Here is a 16,664-nt window from a genome sequence, read left to right on the forward strand (position 1 = left end):
GTCTCGTTATAGCCAATGCAACTGATTCTTGTTTGAAAACAGGAACGGTAATCACCTATAACAGTTCGCGCGTCAGGGAGCGCTTTCGATGTCCACAGGTCCAACTCGCCCGTCCCACCTTCCCCGCCGTACCGGCCAACTGTCCCTGCTGACCCTGGCCCTGCTCGCCAGTGGCGCCTGCAGCCTGCCGGCGCTGGCCGCGGACCCTGCGCAGGCAACAACCCCGCGCATGGGCGGCTACCGCTTCAGCATCGCCCAGCAGCCCCTGGTCGAGGCCGTCAACGCCTTCAGCCAGGTGACCGGCTGGCAGGTAGGCTTCAGCGCCGAACTGGCCGAGGGTGTGGATTCGCCAGGCGTCCGCGGCTCGCTGCCTCCGGAAGCAGCGCTGAAACAACTGCTGCAAGGTACCGGCCTGGGCTATCGCAAGATCAGCAACGGTAATGTGGTGCTGGAGCGTCAGGCGGGCAACGCCATTGCCCTGCAGCAAATGACCGTCAGCGCGACCCGCAGCGCTCAGGATGTCAGCCAGGTACCCAGCACCGTGAGCGTGCAGACCCGCGAACAGCTGGACCGGCAGAACGTCAATGACATCCAGGAACTGGTGCGCTACGAGCCTGGCGTGTCGGTCGGCGGCGTGGGCCAGCGCAGCGGCCTGAACGGCTACAACATCCGCGGTATCGACGGCGAGCGCATCCTCACCCAGATCGACGGTGTGTCGATCCCCGACAGCTTCTTCTACGGCCCCTACGCCCAGACGCAGCGCAACTACGTCGACCCGGAAATCGTCAAGCGCGTGGAGATCCTGCGCGGCCCGGCCTCGGTGCTGTATGGCAGCAACGCCATCGGTGGCGCGGTGAGCTACTTCACCCTCGACCCGGACGACATCATCAAGCCCGGCAGGGATGTGGGCGCGCGCCTGAAGACCGGCTACAGCTCGGCCGACGATAGTTGGCTGACCTCTGCCACCGTGGCCGGCCGCCAGGGCGACTTCGACGGCCTGCTGCATGTGAGCCAGCGCAATGGCCACGAAACCGAATCGTATGGCGAACACGGCGGCACCGGGCTGTCACGCACCGAAGCCAACCCGGAAGATGTGCGCACCACCAACGTGCTGGCCAAGCTGGGCTGGAACTATGCCGACGACGCACGCTTTGGCTTGACCTATGAGCGCTACAAGGACGACCGCGACCAGAACATCCTCAGCGCCGTGGGAGGGCCGTTCATTCCAGGCTTTGGTGCCATGAACTCCTACCGCACGCGCCAGGGCAACGACACCGTCACCCGCGAGCGCTTCGGCATCAACCACGAGTTCGGCCTCGACAGCCTGGTCGCCGACCACGTGAAATGGAGCCTGAACTACCAGATCGCCAAGACCGACCAGCGTACCGATGAGCTGTATGTCGCGTCGGGGCGGCAGGTGCTGCGCGACCGCCAGACCACCTACAAGGACCGCCAATGGGTGTTCGATGCCCAGCTGGACAAAGCTTTCAGCATCGGCCAGACCGATCACCTGCTGACCTACGGCACCACCATAAAGCATGAAGAAGTGACCGGCTCACGCAGCGGCTCCGGCACCTGTGTGGCCATTGGCGGTACCTGCACCGCCATCGGCCAGGACAGCTCGCGCGACGGCCAGGCCCTGGTCAGCGATTTCCCGGACCCGACCATCAACACCTACAGCCTGTTCGTGCAGGATGAGATCCGCTGGAACAACTGGACCTTCCTGCCCGGTGCCCGCTACGACTACACGCGCATGGAGCCGAAATTCACCGACGAATTCCTGCGGGGCATCCAAGGCTCCGGAGCCGCACCTGGCAGCCTCGATGATTCGGACAAGAAGTGGCACCGCTTGTCGCCCAAGTTCGGCCTGACCTACGCCTTCAACGAAAACTACACCTGGTACGGCCAATACGCCGAAGGCTTCCGCACACCGACTGCCAAGTCGATGTACGGCCGCTTCGAGAACCCGACACTGGGCTACAGCGTGCAGGGCAACCCCGGGCTTGAGCCGGAGAAGAGCAAGAGCTACGAGACCGGCCTGCGCGGCAACTTCGACGCCGGTAACTTCAGCGCTGCGGTGTTCTACAACAAGTACCGCGACTTCATCGACGAAGACGCCGTGCAGTCGGCCAACCTGGAAACCACCTTCCAGGCCAACAACATCAAGCACGCCACCATCAAGGGCGCAGAGGTCAAAGGCCGCCTCAACCTCGACCATTTCGGTGCTCCGGAGGGGCTCTACACCCAAGGCTCGATCGCCTACGCCCACGGCCGCAACGACGACAACGGCCAGCCGCTGAACAGCGTCAACCCACTGACCGGCGTGTTCGGCCTGGGGTATGAGCAGCCCAATTACGGTGGTCTGTTGAGCTGGACCCTGGTCAAGCGCAAGACCCGCGTCGACGACACTACGTTCTTCGCCCCGGACGGACAGAGCTCGCAGTTCCGTACCCCTGGCTACGGCGTGCTGGACCTGAGCGGTTTCTACAAGGTGACCGACGACGTAACGGTCAACGCTGGGCTGTACAACCTGACCGACAAGAAATACTGGCAGTGGGATTCGGTGCGCGGCTACGACGGCCAGGGTGAGGCGGGCGTGACCCAGCCGGCCAACCTCGACCGCCTGACCATGCCAGGGCGCAACTTCGCCATCAATGTGGTGTGGGATATCTGACTGAGCTGATCGGTACTGGCCCTATCGCCGGCAAGCCCCCACAGCTACGCCACTGAACCTGAGGGCAGTGGCTACCCTGTGGGAGCCGGCTTGCCGGCGACAGGGCCGTTACTGACAACACGAAAAACCAGTTTTTTTACTCTCCCCACGCCGCTGTTTCGTCTTGTCCCTAGACGCCACCCATTCCCAAGGAAACACCATGACCGACCGCCCAGCCCTGCGCTCGCAACGTCTCAACCAGGTCACCCACGCACCGCACACCGAGCTCGATGCGCTGGTCAAATCGCATGCGCCGTTCGACAGCCGCGAGAGTTTCGCCCGCTTCGTCGTCGCCCAGTACCTGTTCCAATCCGAACTGCAGGCCCTGTACAACGACCCGAAACTGATCGCCATCGTGCCTGACCTGGCCCAGCGCTGCCGCGCCGAACAAGCCCGCCTGGACCTGGCAGACCTCAACACCGAAGTACCGGCTGCAGTACCCGGCGCCTTGCGCGACCCAAGCCTGGCAGAGGCGTTGGGCTGGATCTTCGTCTCCGAAGGCTCCAAACTGGGCGCCGCATTTCTGATCAAACGGGCCGTGGCCCTGGGGCTGTCCGACAGCTTTGGCGCACGCCACCTGGGCGAACCGGCCGGAGGCCGCGCCGAAGGCTGGAAGCAGTTCACCCGAACCCTCGATGGCCTGGCGCTGTCTGCCGAAGACGACGCTGCAGCCGAGCGCGGCGCTGTGGCCGCCTTCGAGCGCTTCACCGAACTGCTCAAACATGCCTACGCCGCCGACCGCGCGCTGGCCTGATATGCTCTACCCGGCCGCCCTTCCGGTGGCCGGACCGTTTTCTGCAGTGAGACCATGACCCGACCTGCCCGCTCGAAACTTTCGCGCCTGCTCTATGGCATTCTGGCTTACGTGAGCCTGGGTATCGGCCTGGTCGCCATCGTCATTCCTGGCCTGCCGACCACCGAGTTCATCCTCCTGGCTGCCTGGGCAGCGACACGCAGCTCGCCGCGCCTGTCGGCATGGCTGGAGAACCACAGGCTGTTCGGCCCCATCCTGTTCAACTGGCGCAATGGCAAGGTCATCCAACGCCGAGCGAAGGTCAGCGCAACCCTCAGCATGCTGCTGTGCGCTGGCCTGATGCTGGCGTTCCTCGACCATCACTGGCCGGTGTTTCTGGCCATCGCCGGCATGGCCCTGGGCAACCTGTGGATCTGGTCACGGCCAGAGCAGGCATGCCCGCCTGCGTCACAGGCTCAGTAGCCCTGAATACAGCGCATAAGCGGCCAGGGCCGCGCCAATCAGCACCGCGGCAAAGATCACCTTCTCCCACGTGGTGAACAGCACCTGGCCTTGCTCACGCTTGGCCCGGGCGAACAGGATCACCCCTGGCGCGTACAGCAATGCCGAGAGCAGCAGGTACTTGAGCCCACCGGCATACAGCAGCCACACCGCATAAACCAGCGCCACCAACGCCACCAACAGGTCCTTGCGGCGCAGCGCCTCCTGCCCGGCATAACTGTCCCCGCGCAGCGCCAACAGCACCGCATAGGCAGCCGACCATAAGTACGGCACCAGGATCATCGACGACGCCAGGTAGATCAGGCTGGTGTAGGTACCCGCCGAAACCAGGGTGATCAGCAAGAACCCCTGGATCATGCAGTTGGTCAGCCACAGGGCATTGGCCGGCACATGGTTGGCATTTTCCTTGGCCAAAAAGCGCGGCATGGTCTTGTCCCGGGCCGTGGCGAAGAGGATTTCTGCGCACAGCAGCGCCCAGGAGAGCAAGGCGCCGAGCAGCGAAACTGCCAGGCCGATGCTGATCAGCAACGCGCCCCATGGCCCGACGATGTGCTCAAGCACCGAGGCCAGTGAGGGGTTCTGCAAGCCGGCCAGTTCCGGCTGGGTCATCACCCCCAGCGACAGCACGTTGACCAGCACCAGCAGCGCCAGTACCCCGAGAAAACCGATCACCGTGGCCTTGCCCACATCCGTCCGGCGCAGCGCCCGCCCCGAATAGACGCTGGCGCCTTCGATGCCGATGAACACGAATACGGTGACCAGCATCATGTTGCGCACCTGGTCCAGCACATTGCCGAACTGCGGGTTGCTCACGCCCCAGATATCCCGAGTGAAGATGTCGGCGCGGAAGGCGAAGGCGGCAATGACGATGAAGATCAGCAGCGGCACCACCTTGGCCACGGTGGTCACCTGGTTGATGAACGCCGCCTCCTTGATGCCACGCAGCACCAGAAAGTGCACCGACCACAGCAGCAACGAGGCACAGCCGATGGCAATGGGCGTATTGCCCTCACCGAACACCGGAAAATAGAAGCCAAGGGTACTGAACAGCAGCACGAAGTACCCCACGTTGCCCAGCCAGGCGCTGATCCAGTACCCCCACGCTGACGAAAAGCCCATGTAATCGCCAAACCCTGCCTTGGCATAGGCATACACCCCTGAATCCAGCTCAGGCTTGCGGTTGGCCAAGGTCTGGAACACGAAGGCCAGCGCCAGCATGCCCACCGCCGTGATACCCCAACCAATCAGCACGGCACCGACATCCGCGCGCGCGGCCATGTTCTGTGGCAACGAGAATATACCGCCGCCGATCATCGAACCGACCACCAGTGCTATCAACGCGCCTAAGCGCAGTTTCTGTCCTGGTTCGCCCATGCGATTCCCCGTCTGTCGTTCGTGTTGTCATACCGCTGAAACAGCTTTATCAGTATATGAATAAGGCTGCTTATAATAGACAAAGCCATTAAAGCTATAGCACTCATAACTCTTTTGTCTATACCAGCTATCCCAGATAAACGCTTGTCCGACGTGCAACTTTAATCCCTCGATCACCCCTGGGATTTGTTGAGAAAAGTTTGCGAAAACTGCAAAAGCGACTAGCGTCAGAGTTCGCAGGCTGAACACGGCGTTTGTTTTGGTTGTGCATGGAGGTGCCAGGGTACAGGGCCTGCAACAGGGCTGTCGGCACGCTCCAGGAGTCAAGTGAAGGAAATTTCCTACTTCACAACGCCATGAACTGATCCATGTCAGATCATGGCCACGGCGACGGATTTATTCTGTCGTCAACGTTCTCCTGGTATGGAGTTGTTAAATGTCTGATTCTTCCGGAAAATTAAAACTTGGCGCACTCGTTGCCCTCGTCGTCGGTTCGATGATTGGTGGCGGTATATTCTCGTTGCCACAAAACATGGCCGCGAGCGCAGGCGTCGGCGCCGTACTGATCGGCTGGGCAATCACCGCAGTGGGCATGCTGACCCTGGCCTTCGTGTTCCAGACCCTGGCCAATCGCAAGCCTGATCTGGACGGCGGGGTATACGCCTACGCCAAGGCCGGCTTCGGTGACTACATGGGTTTCTCCTCGGCCTGGGGCTACTGGATCAGTGCCTGGCTGGGCAACGTCGGTTACTTCGTGCTGCTGTTCAGCACCCTAGGCTACTTCTTCCCCATCTTCGGCGAAGGCAACACCCCGGCCGCCATCATCGGCGCATCGGTGCTGCTGTGGGCAGTGCACTTCCTGGTCCTGCGCGGCATCAAGGAAGCGGCGTTCATCAACCTGGTCACCACCGTTGCCAAGGTGGTACCACTGGTGCTGTTCGCGCTGATCTGCCTGTTCGCCTTCCGGCTCGACATCTTCACCGCTGACATCTGGGCCACCGGTACGCCGGAACTGGGCAGCGTGATGAACCAGGTGCGCAACATGATGCTGGTCACCGTCTGGGTGTTCATCGGCATCGAGGGGGCGAGCATTTTCTCCTCGCGAGCGGAAAAACGCGCCGACGTCGGCAAGGCCACGGTCATCGGCTTCATCACCGTGTTGCTGTTCCTGGTGCTGGTCAACGTGTTGTCGCTGGGTGTGATGACTCAACCGGAACTGGCCAAACTGCAAAACCCGTCGATGGCGGCCGTGCTGGAGCACGTGGTTGGCCATTGGGGCGCGGTGCTGATCAGCGTCGGCCTGATCATCTCGCTGCTCGGCGCACTGCTGTCGTGGGTGCTCCTGTGCGCCGAGATCATGTTCGCCGCAGCCAAAGACCACACCATGCCGGAGTTCCTGCGCCGCGAAAATGCCAACCAGGTGCCGGCCAACGCCCTGTGGCTGACCAATGCCATGGTGCAGATCTTCCTGGTGATCACACTGTTCTCCGCCAGCACCTACCTGTCACTGATCTACCTCGCCACCTCGATGATTCTGGTGCCCTACCTGTGGTCGGCAGCCTATGGCTTCTTGCTGGCCATGCGCGGTGAAACCTACGAGCAGGCCGCCAGCGAACGCAATAAAGACCTGCTCATCGGCGCCATCGCACTGATCTACGCCATCTGGCTGTTGTATGCAGGCGGCATGAAGTACCTGCTGCTCTCGGCCTTGCTGTATGCCCCTGGGGTCATCCTGTTCGCCAAGGCCAAGCGTGAAATTGGCCAACCGATCTTCACCAACGTGGAAAAACTGATCTTCGCGGCTGTGGTCACCGGCGCCCTGGTGGCGGCCTATGGCCTGTATGACGGCTTCCTGACCCTGTGACCCACGTCATCGCTCAATTGGAGGAAAGAACCATGTCCGCTGAAAAACAGAAGTACGGTGTGCACTCCGAAGCCGGCAAACTGCGCAAGGTAATGGTGTGCGCCCCAGGGCTTGCGCACAAGCGCCTGACCCCGAGCAACTGCGACGAACTGCTGTTCGATGATGTGATCTGGGTCGACCAGGCCAAACGCGACCATTTCGACTTCGTCACCAAGATGCGCGAGCGCGGCGTGGATGTGTTGGAGATGCACAACCTGCTGACCGATATCGTGCAGAACAAAGACGCGCTGAAGTGGATCCTTGACCGCAAGATCACCCCTGACACCGTAGGTGTGGGGCTGACCAACGAAGTGCGCAGCTGGCTCGAAGGCCTGGAGCCGCGCCACCTCGCCGAGTTCCTGATCGGCGGTGTGGCCGGCCAGGACCTGCCGCAGAGCGAGGGCGCCGACGTGGTCAAGATGTACAACGACTACCTGGGCCACTCCAGCTTCATTCTGCCACCGTTGCCGAACACCCAGTTCACCCGCGACACCACCTGCTGGATCTACGGCGGGGTTACGCTGAACCCGATGTACTGGCCGGCACGACGCCAAGAAACGCTGCTGACGACCGCCATCTACAAATTCCACCCGCAGTTCACCGGTGCCGACTTCCAGGTCTGGTACGGCGACCCGGACAAAGAACACGGCAACGCCACCCTTGAAGGCGGTGACGTGATGCCGATCGGCAAAGGCATCGTGCTGATCGGCATGGGCGAGCGCACTTCACGCCAGGCCATAGGGCAACTGGCGCAGAACCTGTTCGCCAAGGGCGCAGTGGAGAAGGTCATCGTTGCCGGCCTGCCGAAATCGCGCGCGGCGATGCACCTGGACACCGTCTTCAGCTTCTGCGACCGCGACCTGGTGACAATCTTCCCCGAGGTGGTGAAAGAAATCGTGCCGTTCATCATCCGGCCGGACGAAAGCAAGCCCTACGGCATGGACGTGCGCCGCGAGAACAAGTCGTTCATCGAAGTGGTGGGCGAGCAACTGGGGGTCAAGCTGCGCGTGGTCGAGACCGGCGGCAACAGCTTCGCCGCCGAGCGCGAACAGTGGGATGACGGCAACAACGTGGTGGCGATGGAGCCTGGCGTGGTCATCGGCTACGACCGCAACACCTACACCAACACCCTGCTGCGCAAGGCTGGCATCGAGGTCATCACCATCAGTGCCGGCGAGCTTGGCCGGGGCCGTGGCGGCGGCCACTGCATGACCTGCCCGATCGTGCGTGACCCCATCGATTACTAACGACCATTTTCCCGGCTGCCCCCACAAGGCGGTGGCCGGGCCGATTACCGAACTCAAGGAGAATCACCATGGCGTTCAACATTCACAACCGCAACCTGCTCAGCCTCGAACACCACACCACCCGCGAGCTGAAGTACCTGCTGGACCTGTCCCGCGACCTCAAGCGTGCCAAGTACACCGGGACCGAGCAGCAGCACCTGAAGGGCAACAACATCGCCCTGATCTTCGAGAAAACCTCGACCCGCACCCGCTGCGCCTTCGAAGTGGCCGCTTATGACCAAGGTGCCAACGTCACCTACATCGATCCCAACTCTTCGCAGATCGGCCACAAAGAAAGCATGAAGGACACCGCCCGGGTACTGGGGCGCATGTACGATGCCATCGAGTATCGCGGCTTCAAGCAGGAAATCGTCGAAGAGCTGGCCAAGTTCGCTGGGGTGCCGGTGTTCAATGGCCTGACCGACGAGTACCACCCGACCCAGATGATCGCCGATGTGCTGACCATGCGTGAGCACAGCGACAAGCCGCTGCACGACATCAGCTATGCCTACCTGGGCGACGCCCGCAACAACATGGGCAACTCGCTGCTGCTGATCGGCGCCAAGCTCGGTATGGACGTGCGTATCGCTGCGCCAAAAGCGCTGTGGCCTCATGACGACCTGGTCGAGCGCTGCAAGAAATACGCGGAGGAAAGCGGTGCACGCATCACCCTGACCGAGGACCCGAAAGCCGCGGTCAAAGGTGTGGACTTCGTGCACACCGACGTCTGGGTGTCGATGGGTGAGCCGATCGAAGCCTGGGGCGAGCGCATCAAGCAGCTCAAACCCTATCAGGTGAACACGGAACTGATGAAATCCACCGGCAATCCGCGGACCAAGTTCATGCACTGCCTGCCGGCCTTCCACAATTCCGAGACCAAGGTCGGCAAGCAGATCGCCGAACAGTACCCGGACCTGGCCAATGGCATCGAAGTGACCGACGACGTGTTCGAGTCGCCCGCCTGCATCGCTTTCGAACAGGCGGAAAACCGCATGCACACGATCAAGGCGATCCTGGTGTCGACCCTGGCTGATCTTTAAACGCTGAATAGCTGCAAGCCTCAAGCTCCAAGTTACAAGAACAGCGGCACATGACTGCAGCCCGCCTCATCTTGAGCTTGTAGCTTGGCGCTTGAAGCTGCCCACACAAGGACATTCCCATGCGTATCGTTGTAGCATTGGGCGGCAACGCCCTGCTGCGTCGCGGCGAGCCCATGACCGCTGACAACCAGCGCGCCAATATCCGCACCGCCACCGAGCAGATCGCCAAGATTCACCCTGGCAACGAGCTGGTCATCGCCCACGGTAACGGTCCCCAGGTTGGCTTGCTGTCATTGCAGGCCCTGTCGTACAAACCTGATGAAGCCTACCCGCTGGACGTGCTTGGCGCCGAAACCGAAGGCATGATCGGCTACATGATCGAACAGGAGCTGGGTAACCTGCTGGCGTTCGAAGTGCCGTTCGCCACCCTGCTGACCCAAGTCGAAGTCGATGCCAACGATCCGGCCTTCAAGGACCCTACCAAGTTCATCGGCCCGGTCTACAGCAAGGAAGAAGCCGAACGCCTGGCCAAGGAAAAAGGCTGGGTAGTCAAGGCCGACGGCGACAAGTACCGCCGCGTGGTGGCCAGCCCCAAACCCAAGCGCATCTTCGAGATCCGCCCGATCAAGTGGCTGCTGGAAAAAAACAGCATCGTGATCTGCGCCGGCGGTGGCGGCATCCCCACCATGTACGATGAAAACCGCAAGCTCAAAGGCATCGAAGCGGTCATCGACAAGGACCTGTGCTCGGCGCTGCTGGCCGAGCAACTGGAAGCCGACCTGCTGATAATCGCCACTGACGTCGATGCGGCTTACATCGACTGGGGCAAGCCCACGCAAAAAGCCATTGCCCAGGCCCACCCCGACGAACTCGAACGCCTGGGCTTCGCCGCCGGCTCCATGGGGCCGAAGGTGCAGGCCGCCAGCGATTTCGCCCGCGCCACCGGCAAGGTCGCGGTGATCAGCTCGCTGGAGAATATCGAGGATATCGTCAAGGGCACCGCCGGCACCCGTGTTTCAACCGCCAAGCCAGGCATCAGCTACCGTTGACTGCAGTAGGCGGGCGCCGGCCGCCCGCCATTTTCGACCCTTCGGAGGATTCCGCCATGGCCCAGTTCGAACCTGGTCACGTGCATATCGAGCGCACTGCGCTGAATACCAATGACCACAGCTACGACCTCAACATCGAGTACGAAGCGACCCAGGATCCCAAGGAAGGCCGAGGTGTGCAGTTTCGCCTGCATGGAAGCATCGAGGGCAAACCGGTGGATGAAACGTTCTTCCTGGCCAAAGACCAGGTCTTGCCGAGCTTTTTGATGGTGCTCAGCCGCAAGGCGCAGAATCACCTCACACCACCCAAGAAATTTGAAACGCTCAGTTCACCGCACAAGATCTACGACCAGATGTTCGAGGACATCCGCGCCAAACTGGATGTGAAGTCCGGCGATCCGATCAAGCCTGAACATTTAGAGTGAAGCCAATCGCCGGCAAGCCGGCCCCCACAGGCACCCCGCCGAGCCTCAGGCAAGCGGGGTATCTGTGAGAGCCGGCGTGCCGGCGATTGGGTTCAACCCTGCTCCCAAGGCATACTACCGCCCTCCCCGGCCATGACCCCCGCCTCCCCATGCGCATCCACGTCAGCTTCATCGACCGCGTCGGCATCACCCAGGAAGTCCTCGCCCTGCTCGGTGCCCGTAACCTCAACCTGGACGCCGTGGAGATGGTCCCACCGAACGTCTACATCGACGCCCCAACCCTGAGCCCAGCCGTGCTCGAAGAACTGCACGACGCGCTGTTCGAGGTACATGGCGTGCAGTCGGTAGACGTGGTCGACATCCTCCCCGGCCAGCGCCGCCACCTGCAGCTCGATGCCCTGCTGGCCGCCATGAGTGACCCGGTGTTGGCCGTCGACAGCGCAGGCCTGGTGCTGCTGGCCAACCCCGCGTTGATAGCCTTGTGCGGGCGTGAGTCAGCGGGGCGGTCTGTTGGCGAGCTGTTCGGTGACCCCGGCCTGCTGCAGGCCCTGCTGGACAACAACTTCCATCTGCCGATGCGCGAGATGCAGCTCAACGGCCAGAGCCTGCTGCTGGACGCTACGCCCATCACCAACGCCGGTGGCCTGTTGACCCTGTACCCGCCCAACCGCATGGGCGAACGCCTGTCGGCCCTGCACCACGACCATGCAGAGGGCTTTGATGGGTTGCTCGGCGAGTCCCCGGCGATCCGCACCCTCAAGGCCCGCGCCCTGCGGGTAGCGGCCCTGGATGCGCCCCTGCTGGTCAATGGCGAGACCGGCACCGGCAAGGAGCTGGTGGCCCGTGCCTGCCATGCCATCAGCAGCCGCCAAGCGGCGCCTTTCCTGGCCCTAAACTGCGCCGCGCTGCCCGAAAGCCTGGCCGAGAGCGAGCTGTTCGGCTATGCCCCCGGCGCCTTCACCGGCGCCCAACGGGGTGGCAAGCCCGGGCTGATGGAGCTGGCCAACCAGGGCACGGTGTTTCTCGACGAGATTGGCGAGATGTCGCCGTACCTGCAGGCCAAACTGCTGCGGTTTCTCAGCGATGGCAGCTTCCGCCGCGTGGGCGGCGACCGCGAGGTAAAGGTCGATGTGCGCATCATCAGCGCCACCCACCGCGACCTGGAACGCATGGTTGCCGAGGGCACGTTCCGCGAAGACCTGTTCTACCGCCTCAACGTGCTCAACCTGCAGGTGCCGCCACTGCGTGACCGCGGCCAGGACATCCTCATGCTCGCGCATTACTTCATGCAGCAAGCCTGCACACAGATCCAGCGCCCCGCCTGCCGCCTGACCCCTGCCACCCACTCGGCTCTGCTGGCCAACCCTTGGCCGGGCAACGTGCGCCAGCTGCAGAACGTGATTTTTCGGGCGGCGGCCATCTGTGAAAGCAACCTGGTGGACATCGGCGACTTGGACATCGCCGGCACCTCGGTGGCGCGTGGGCAGGATGGCGAAGTAGCGAGCCTGGAACAGGCCGTGGGTGATTTCGAACGCCAGCTACTGCAGCGGCTATATGCCAGTTACCCTTCGACGCGGCAGCTGGCGGGACGCCTGCAGACATCGCATACCGCGATTGCCCAGCGCCTGCGCAAGTACGGCATTCCAAACAAACTCTGAAGGGTTCGCCACCCGCCCCTGTATTTTCGGCGTAAATTCCGAGTGTTTATCAGGTTTTTCCTACCCGCATAACGCAGGCACTGCACCTACACTCGCTCCCCTCAGGCGCACCAAGGACTGTTCGCCGCTAAACAGAGCAGAGAGTACCTTGCATGCTTGCACTCGATTTCTACGGCACACTGGCGGCCGCTTCGCTGGTGCTCCTACTGGGGCGCGTCCTGGTAAAACGCGTCGGTTTTCTGCGCACTTACAATATTCCCGAACCGGTAGCCGGCGGTTTGCTGGTTGCCCTGCTGCTTCTGGGCCTGCGCGCCATGGACATCCAAGTGCAGTTCGATACGTCCTTGCAAACGCCCTTGATGCTGGCATTTTTTTCCACCATCGGTTTGAGTGCCGACATCGCCAGCCTGAAAAAAGGCGGGCGAATTGTCGGTGTCTTTCTGATGGCGGTCACCGGGCTGCTGGTGGTGCAGAATGCCCTGGGCATTGGCCTGGCCAAGGCGCTGGGGCTCGACCCGCTGATGGGTTTGCTGTCCGGTTCGATTTCCCTGTCGGGCGGCCACGGCACGGGCGCTGCCTGGGGCGCCACCTTCAGCGAGAAATACGGCCTGGTTTCCGCCACCGAGCTGGCACTGGCCGCTGCCACGTTTGGCCTGGTGCTGGGTGGGCTGATTGGCGGGCCTGTCGCCCGCCTGCTCATCAGCCGTGTGCAGACACCGGAGTTGGAACAGGAAATACCCCGTGCACCCAAGGGTTTCGAGCAACCGAACCAAGAACGCTTGATCACGCCATTTTCAATGATCGAAACCCTTACGCTGATCGCCGTCAGCTTGATGGCGGGCACCCTGTTGAACAAGCAGCTGCATGAGACCGCATTCGAATTACCGACATTCGTATGTGTCTTGTTCGTCGGTGTCATGCTGCGCAATGGGCTTTCAGCATTCGGCCGCTATCAGGTCTTCGAGCGCGAAGTATCGGTACTGGGCAATGTCAGCTTGTCGCTGTTCCTGGCGATCGCGCTGATGTCGCTGAAACTCTGGGATCTGGCGGCACTGGCTTTGCCATTCTTCGCGCTGCTGGCAGCGCAGACCTTGCTCATGGCGCTTTTTGCCATATCCGTGACATTCCGGATCATGGGCAGCAACTACGATGCAGCCGTACTGGCGGCAGGACATTGCGGTTTCGGGCTGGGCGCAACGCCAACGGCCATTGCCAACATGCAAGCGGTCACGCAACGCTTCGGGCCTTCGCAAATTGCCTTCCTGGTGGTGCCGATGGTCGGGGCGTTCTTTATCGACATCATCAATGTGGTGGTGATCAAGCTGTACCTGGCGCTGCCGTTTTTTGGCGCAAGCTGATAACGCTAGGTCACGATGCTTACGTCGAAAGTAGAAATACTATGAGTCGGAATCTCCCGGCCTGAGGCGACCGGGAATTCCTTGCTGCAATTATGAATGTTTGAAGCCCGGCAAACCTTGCTCAGCTCGCCACCTCTTCACTTCATCGACCACACTTTGAGGGGAATCTTTAATGCCTACTTTTGAAGGGTAAAAAATCAGATCAGAACCCAATGGGTGCTCAGACAGCCGCTCAAATTTCATCATACCGTCTGTGTGTTTTCGATCCGTGGGGTAAAGAACCGGATCTCCATGGTAGATCCCATAAACAAGCCGGAAAAATGCTTCTTCCGTGTAATCAGATATTGTCTCTTTCATAGCTCTTTTTTCTCCACATGTGCTTCAATGTGAAACTTTGGCGACAGGATAGTCATGTTCTCCACATCATAAACCGCGCCCCCATCAACAATTCGCTTTATGTGATGGATCTCAAATTTCCACCGTTGCCCTACCCGCTCATTTTTCCGTACAGGAGGTGCCAAACCACGACGCATAATCAAGAGTTCACCTAAATCAAACTGCCCCTCAAACAACGGGCTGCGCCCAATCAGCTGCCATAGCCGCCTGCGAAATGCACCGAAACTGCTGAATTTCTTCCCTCGCAGTTTACTGGCTATCTGAGCAGGAATCGGAGCCCCCTCTCGATTCCCTTCATACAGAAATTGACCCTGTATCAGCCGCCCTTTACCTGTCACCACCCCTGGCATGTTCCGGGGGCTTTTGAACATCACATAGAGCGGCGGCAACCCGGAGTCGGCCGGGAAGATGATGACATAGTCATCGAACCCAATATCTGGCAGGTCAGGATAGATGTCGAGCCGGCCTTCAAGCGGCTCCAGCATCGGCCCAACCAGCGCCGTTATGGGAGGCGGTAGGGCCGGCAAGGCTGTGGAACTGTCAGTCGGCTCGACTGCAGGCGTCCAAACCAGCGTTCTGGGTGGCACGTCATCAGTGGTGACGATGTACTGACCGTTTTGCGCGTCGTACTGCGCCGCCAGGACCGGTACGGCGCAAGAGATGACGGCGCCATCAGTACGGGCGGCGAACAGTTCGGTTGGCCCGATCTGCTCGCGCTTGTCGCCCATCCGTATCGGCAGGTCGACCGCACCTCGCTCGATGGCCGCAGCCTGAGCAGCAGCATCGAGTTCGACCGTGAGGTCAGTCAGCGGCGCGCTCAGAACGTAGTTGTGTTGCAACTCCCCATTGCCCAGCTTGGGGGAATACAGCAACGCAAAAGTCCCCACCAGGAACGGCCCCACCACCGCTTCGATCGATGCAGCGCCCAGCGATGCAACTGCAGCGCGTATCGCTGTGCCCAGCGTCAAACCGGCGTCAAGCACTGGCGCGGCGCCTCGGGCCATGACGACCGCCGGATTTACCGCAAGCCCAGTGAGCAGGACTTCGTAAGTGTTGGCCTCACGAATGGCCTTCTCTGCCAACGTCCGCTCGACCGCTGCCTTGGCAGCGACCTCACGCGCTCTGGCTTGTGCTTCAGCAATGGCGCGTACCCGCGCCAAAGCCTCTTCATGGTCTCTCTTCAGCGCCTCTTCATGGGCTCGGGCCATCGCTTCGGTATGGGCCTGTCGCTGAGCTTCGGCTTGCACTTCAGCGTTCGCAACAGCCTGTTCTAACGTCGCGATCTGAGCGTGAAGTATTTGAATTTCTGCTTCACGTAGCTGAACGGTATAGGCCGCCTTGTACGCGTTTTTCAATGCTTGTTTCAGCGCTGGGGGCCCTAAGCGCGACTGTTGGATAAGTCGATGCGTCGCCATTGCGTAGTCGACGGGGCTTTTGCCGAAAGGACTGGAACCGAAATAACTGTTGGCTGCGACGCGTTGCGCATTTAAGTCATTGACCTTCCTTTCAATAAGCACGTGACGTGCGGCAATGTCACCTCTCAGCGCATCAATAGGGGATGAAGGGTGCCCTCCCAACGTCTGGCGAATCGTCCGTGCATCGGAATCGATGTGCTGAGCGGCCACGGACAAATTTACCAGGTATTCATTTCTGGCATCACCATCGGCGCCCTTCATTGCATAAGGCGCTTTGTGATAGAACTCAATTTTCTGCCGCCCATCCTTACTGCGTACATCCAGCCCTCTGAACCAATCTTCTTGGTGACCCTTAACGAACGGCGGCAATGGCCCTGAGTGCCCAGGCGGTATTACAGAACCGCCCACCGGAGGCTTTCCCCCTATAAACGTATAATCCAACTCAATTTGCCTGCGCTTTCTCGACATGCATCCTTCCTTGAAAACTCATTTTTACAATATTCAACTGCGTGCTTTGGCGTGCGTATCGACCCAAGCACTTGCGCAATCACGCAAATTAGCACCAACACTTACAGCCAGCTGTTAAGCTGCATTAAATGAGCGAATCCATTACAGCAGGTAAAAATTCCGAGCCAATAATAACTGACGTCAAACGGCTTTTGGACTTGAACGCGGCGAGGTACAAAAAAATAGAAATAGCCTACACATTTTTATACTTACAAAGTTATGAGGGCATCGACCCTGTGTCTCTTTATACGTATTGAGCTGAGTACTGCCGCGCTGATTCAAACA

General features: G+C 60.6%; 13 protein-coding genes. 10 read left to right on the forward strand and 3 right to left on the reverse strand.

The genetic code is table 11. The features are described 5' to 3' along the window. Positions 1 to 88: 88 nt before the first annotated feature. From OSW16_RS21850 to OSW16_RS21860, 3 genes are all read left to right on the forward strand, one after another. Positions 89 to 2,674, forward strand: coding sequence for a TonB-dependent receptor (locus tag OSW16_RS21850; RefSeq protein ID WP_267818435.1), 2,586 nt, complete (start codon positions 89 to 91; stop codon positions 2,672 to 2,674). Positions 2,675 to 2,873: 199 nt separating this feature from the next. Further along, entirely contained in the window at positions 2,874 to 3,467 is a 594-nt protein-coding gene (locus OSW16_RS21855; RefSeq protein WP_267818436.1) for a biliverdin-producing heme oxygenase, read from the forward strand. Between the two features lie 54 nt (positions 3,468 to 3,521). After that, on the forward strand, positions 3,522 to 3,929 hold the full coding sequence (locus OSW16_RS21860; RefSeq protein WP_241804274.1) for a YbaN family protein: 408 nt from the start codon (positions 3,522 to 3,524) through the stop codon (positions 3,927 to 3,929). Here OSW16_RS21860 and arcD (OSW16_RS21865) read toward each other — a convergent pair. Continuing rightward, a complete protein-coding gene (gene arcD, locus OSW16_RS21865) occupies positions 3,915 to 5,342 on the reverse strand; it encodes an arginine-ornithine antiporter (RefSeq protein WP_267818437.1) in 1,428 nt (475 codons plus the stop codon). The two genes, OSW16_RS21860 and arcD (OSW16_RS21865), sit on opposite strands and share 15 nt — an antisense overlap. A gap of 436 nt (positions 5,343 to 5,778) precedes the next feature. Here arcD (OSW16_RS21865) and arcD (OSW16_RS21870) point away from each other — a divergent pair, with 436 nt between their 5' ends. The 7 genes from arcD (OSW16_RS21870) (at position 5,779) to gltS (ending at position 14,061) form a co-directional block, all read left to right on the forward strand. After that, on the forward strand, positions 5,779 to 7,206 hold the full coding sequence (arcD, locus tag OSW16_RS21870; protein WP_267818439.1) for an arginine-ornithine antiporter: 1,428 nt from the start codon (positions 5,779 to 5,781) through the stop codon (positions 7,204 to 7,206). Between the two features lie 32 nt (positions 7,207 to 7,238). Then, a complete protein-coding gene (arcA, locus tag OSW16_RS21875) occupies positions 7,239 to 8,492 on the forward strand; it encodes an arginine deiminase (RefSeq protein ID WP_241804271.1) in 1,254 nt (417 codons plus the stop codon). A 68-nt stretch (positions 8,493 to 8,560) separates the two neighbouring features. Further along, the gene (locus OSW16_RS21880; RefSeq protein WP_241804270.1) at positions 8,561 to 9,571 is read left to right on the forward strand and encodes an ornithine carbamoyltransferase; all 1,011 of its coding nucleotides are present in this window, start codon (positions 8,561 to 8,563) and stop codon (positions 9,569 to 9,571) included. A gap of 119 nt (positions 9,572 to 9,690) precedes the next feature. Beyond that, a complete protein-coding gene (gene arcC / locus OSW16_RS21885) occupies positions 9,691 to 10,620 on the forward strand; it encodes a carbamate kinase (RefSeq protein WP_115273960.1) in 930 nt (309 codons plus the stop codon). Between the two features lie 56 nt (positions 10,621 to 10,676). Then, positions 10,677 to 11,045: a DUF5064 family protein gene (locus tag OSW16_RS21890; RefSeq protein WP_267818444.1), complete on the forward strand. Its 369-nt coding sequence runs from the start codon at positions 10,677 to 10,679 to the stop codon at positions 11,043 to 11,045. Between the two features lie 149 nt (positions 11,046 to 11,194). Further along, positions 11,195 to 12,703, forward strand: coding sequence for a sigma-54-dependent transcriptional regulator (locus OSW16_RS21895; RefSeq protein ID WP_267818446.1), 1,509 nt, complete (start codon positions 11,195 to 11,197; stop codon positions 12,701 to 12,703). Positions 12,704 to 12,855: 152 nt separating this feature from the next. Next, positions 12,856 to 14,061 (forward strand): sodium/glutamate symporter, encoded by a 1,206-nt coding sequence (gene gltS, locus OSW16_RS21900; RefSeq protein WP_267818448.1) that lies wholly within the window; start codon positions 12,856 to 12,858, stop codon positions 14,059 to 14,061. Between the two features lie 90 nt (positions 14,062 to 14,151). Here gltS and OSW16_RS21905 read toward each other — a convergent pair whose 3' ends face one another. Together OSW16_RS21905 and OSW16_RS21910 are read right to left on the reverse strand one after the other, a co-directional pair. Beyond that, the gene (locus OSW16_RS21905) at positions 14,152 to 14,418 is read right to left on the reverse strand and encodes a bacteriocin immunity protein (protein WP_267818450.1); all 267 of its coding nucleotides are present in this window, start codon (positions 14,416 to 14,418) and stop codon (positions 14,152 to 14,154) included. After that, positions 14,415 to 16,340, reverse strand: coding sequence for an S-type pyocin domain-containing protein (locus OSW16_RS21910; protein WP_267818452.1), 1,926 nt, complete (start codon positions 16,338 to 16,340; stop codon positions 14,415 to 14,417). The genes OSW16_RS21905 and OSW16_RS21910 overlap by 4 nt, the downstream gene beginning before the upstream one ends. Between the last annotated feature and the right edge of the window lie 324 nt (positions 16,341 to 16,664).

Origin of the sequence: Pseudomonas putida, assembly GCF_026625125.1 — a bacterium.
GTDB classification, from domain to species: domain Bacteria; phylum Pseudomonadota; class Gammaproteobacteria; order Pseudomonadales; family Pseudomonadaceae; genus Aquipseudomonas; species Aquipseudomonas putida_X.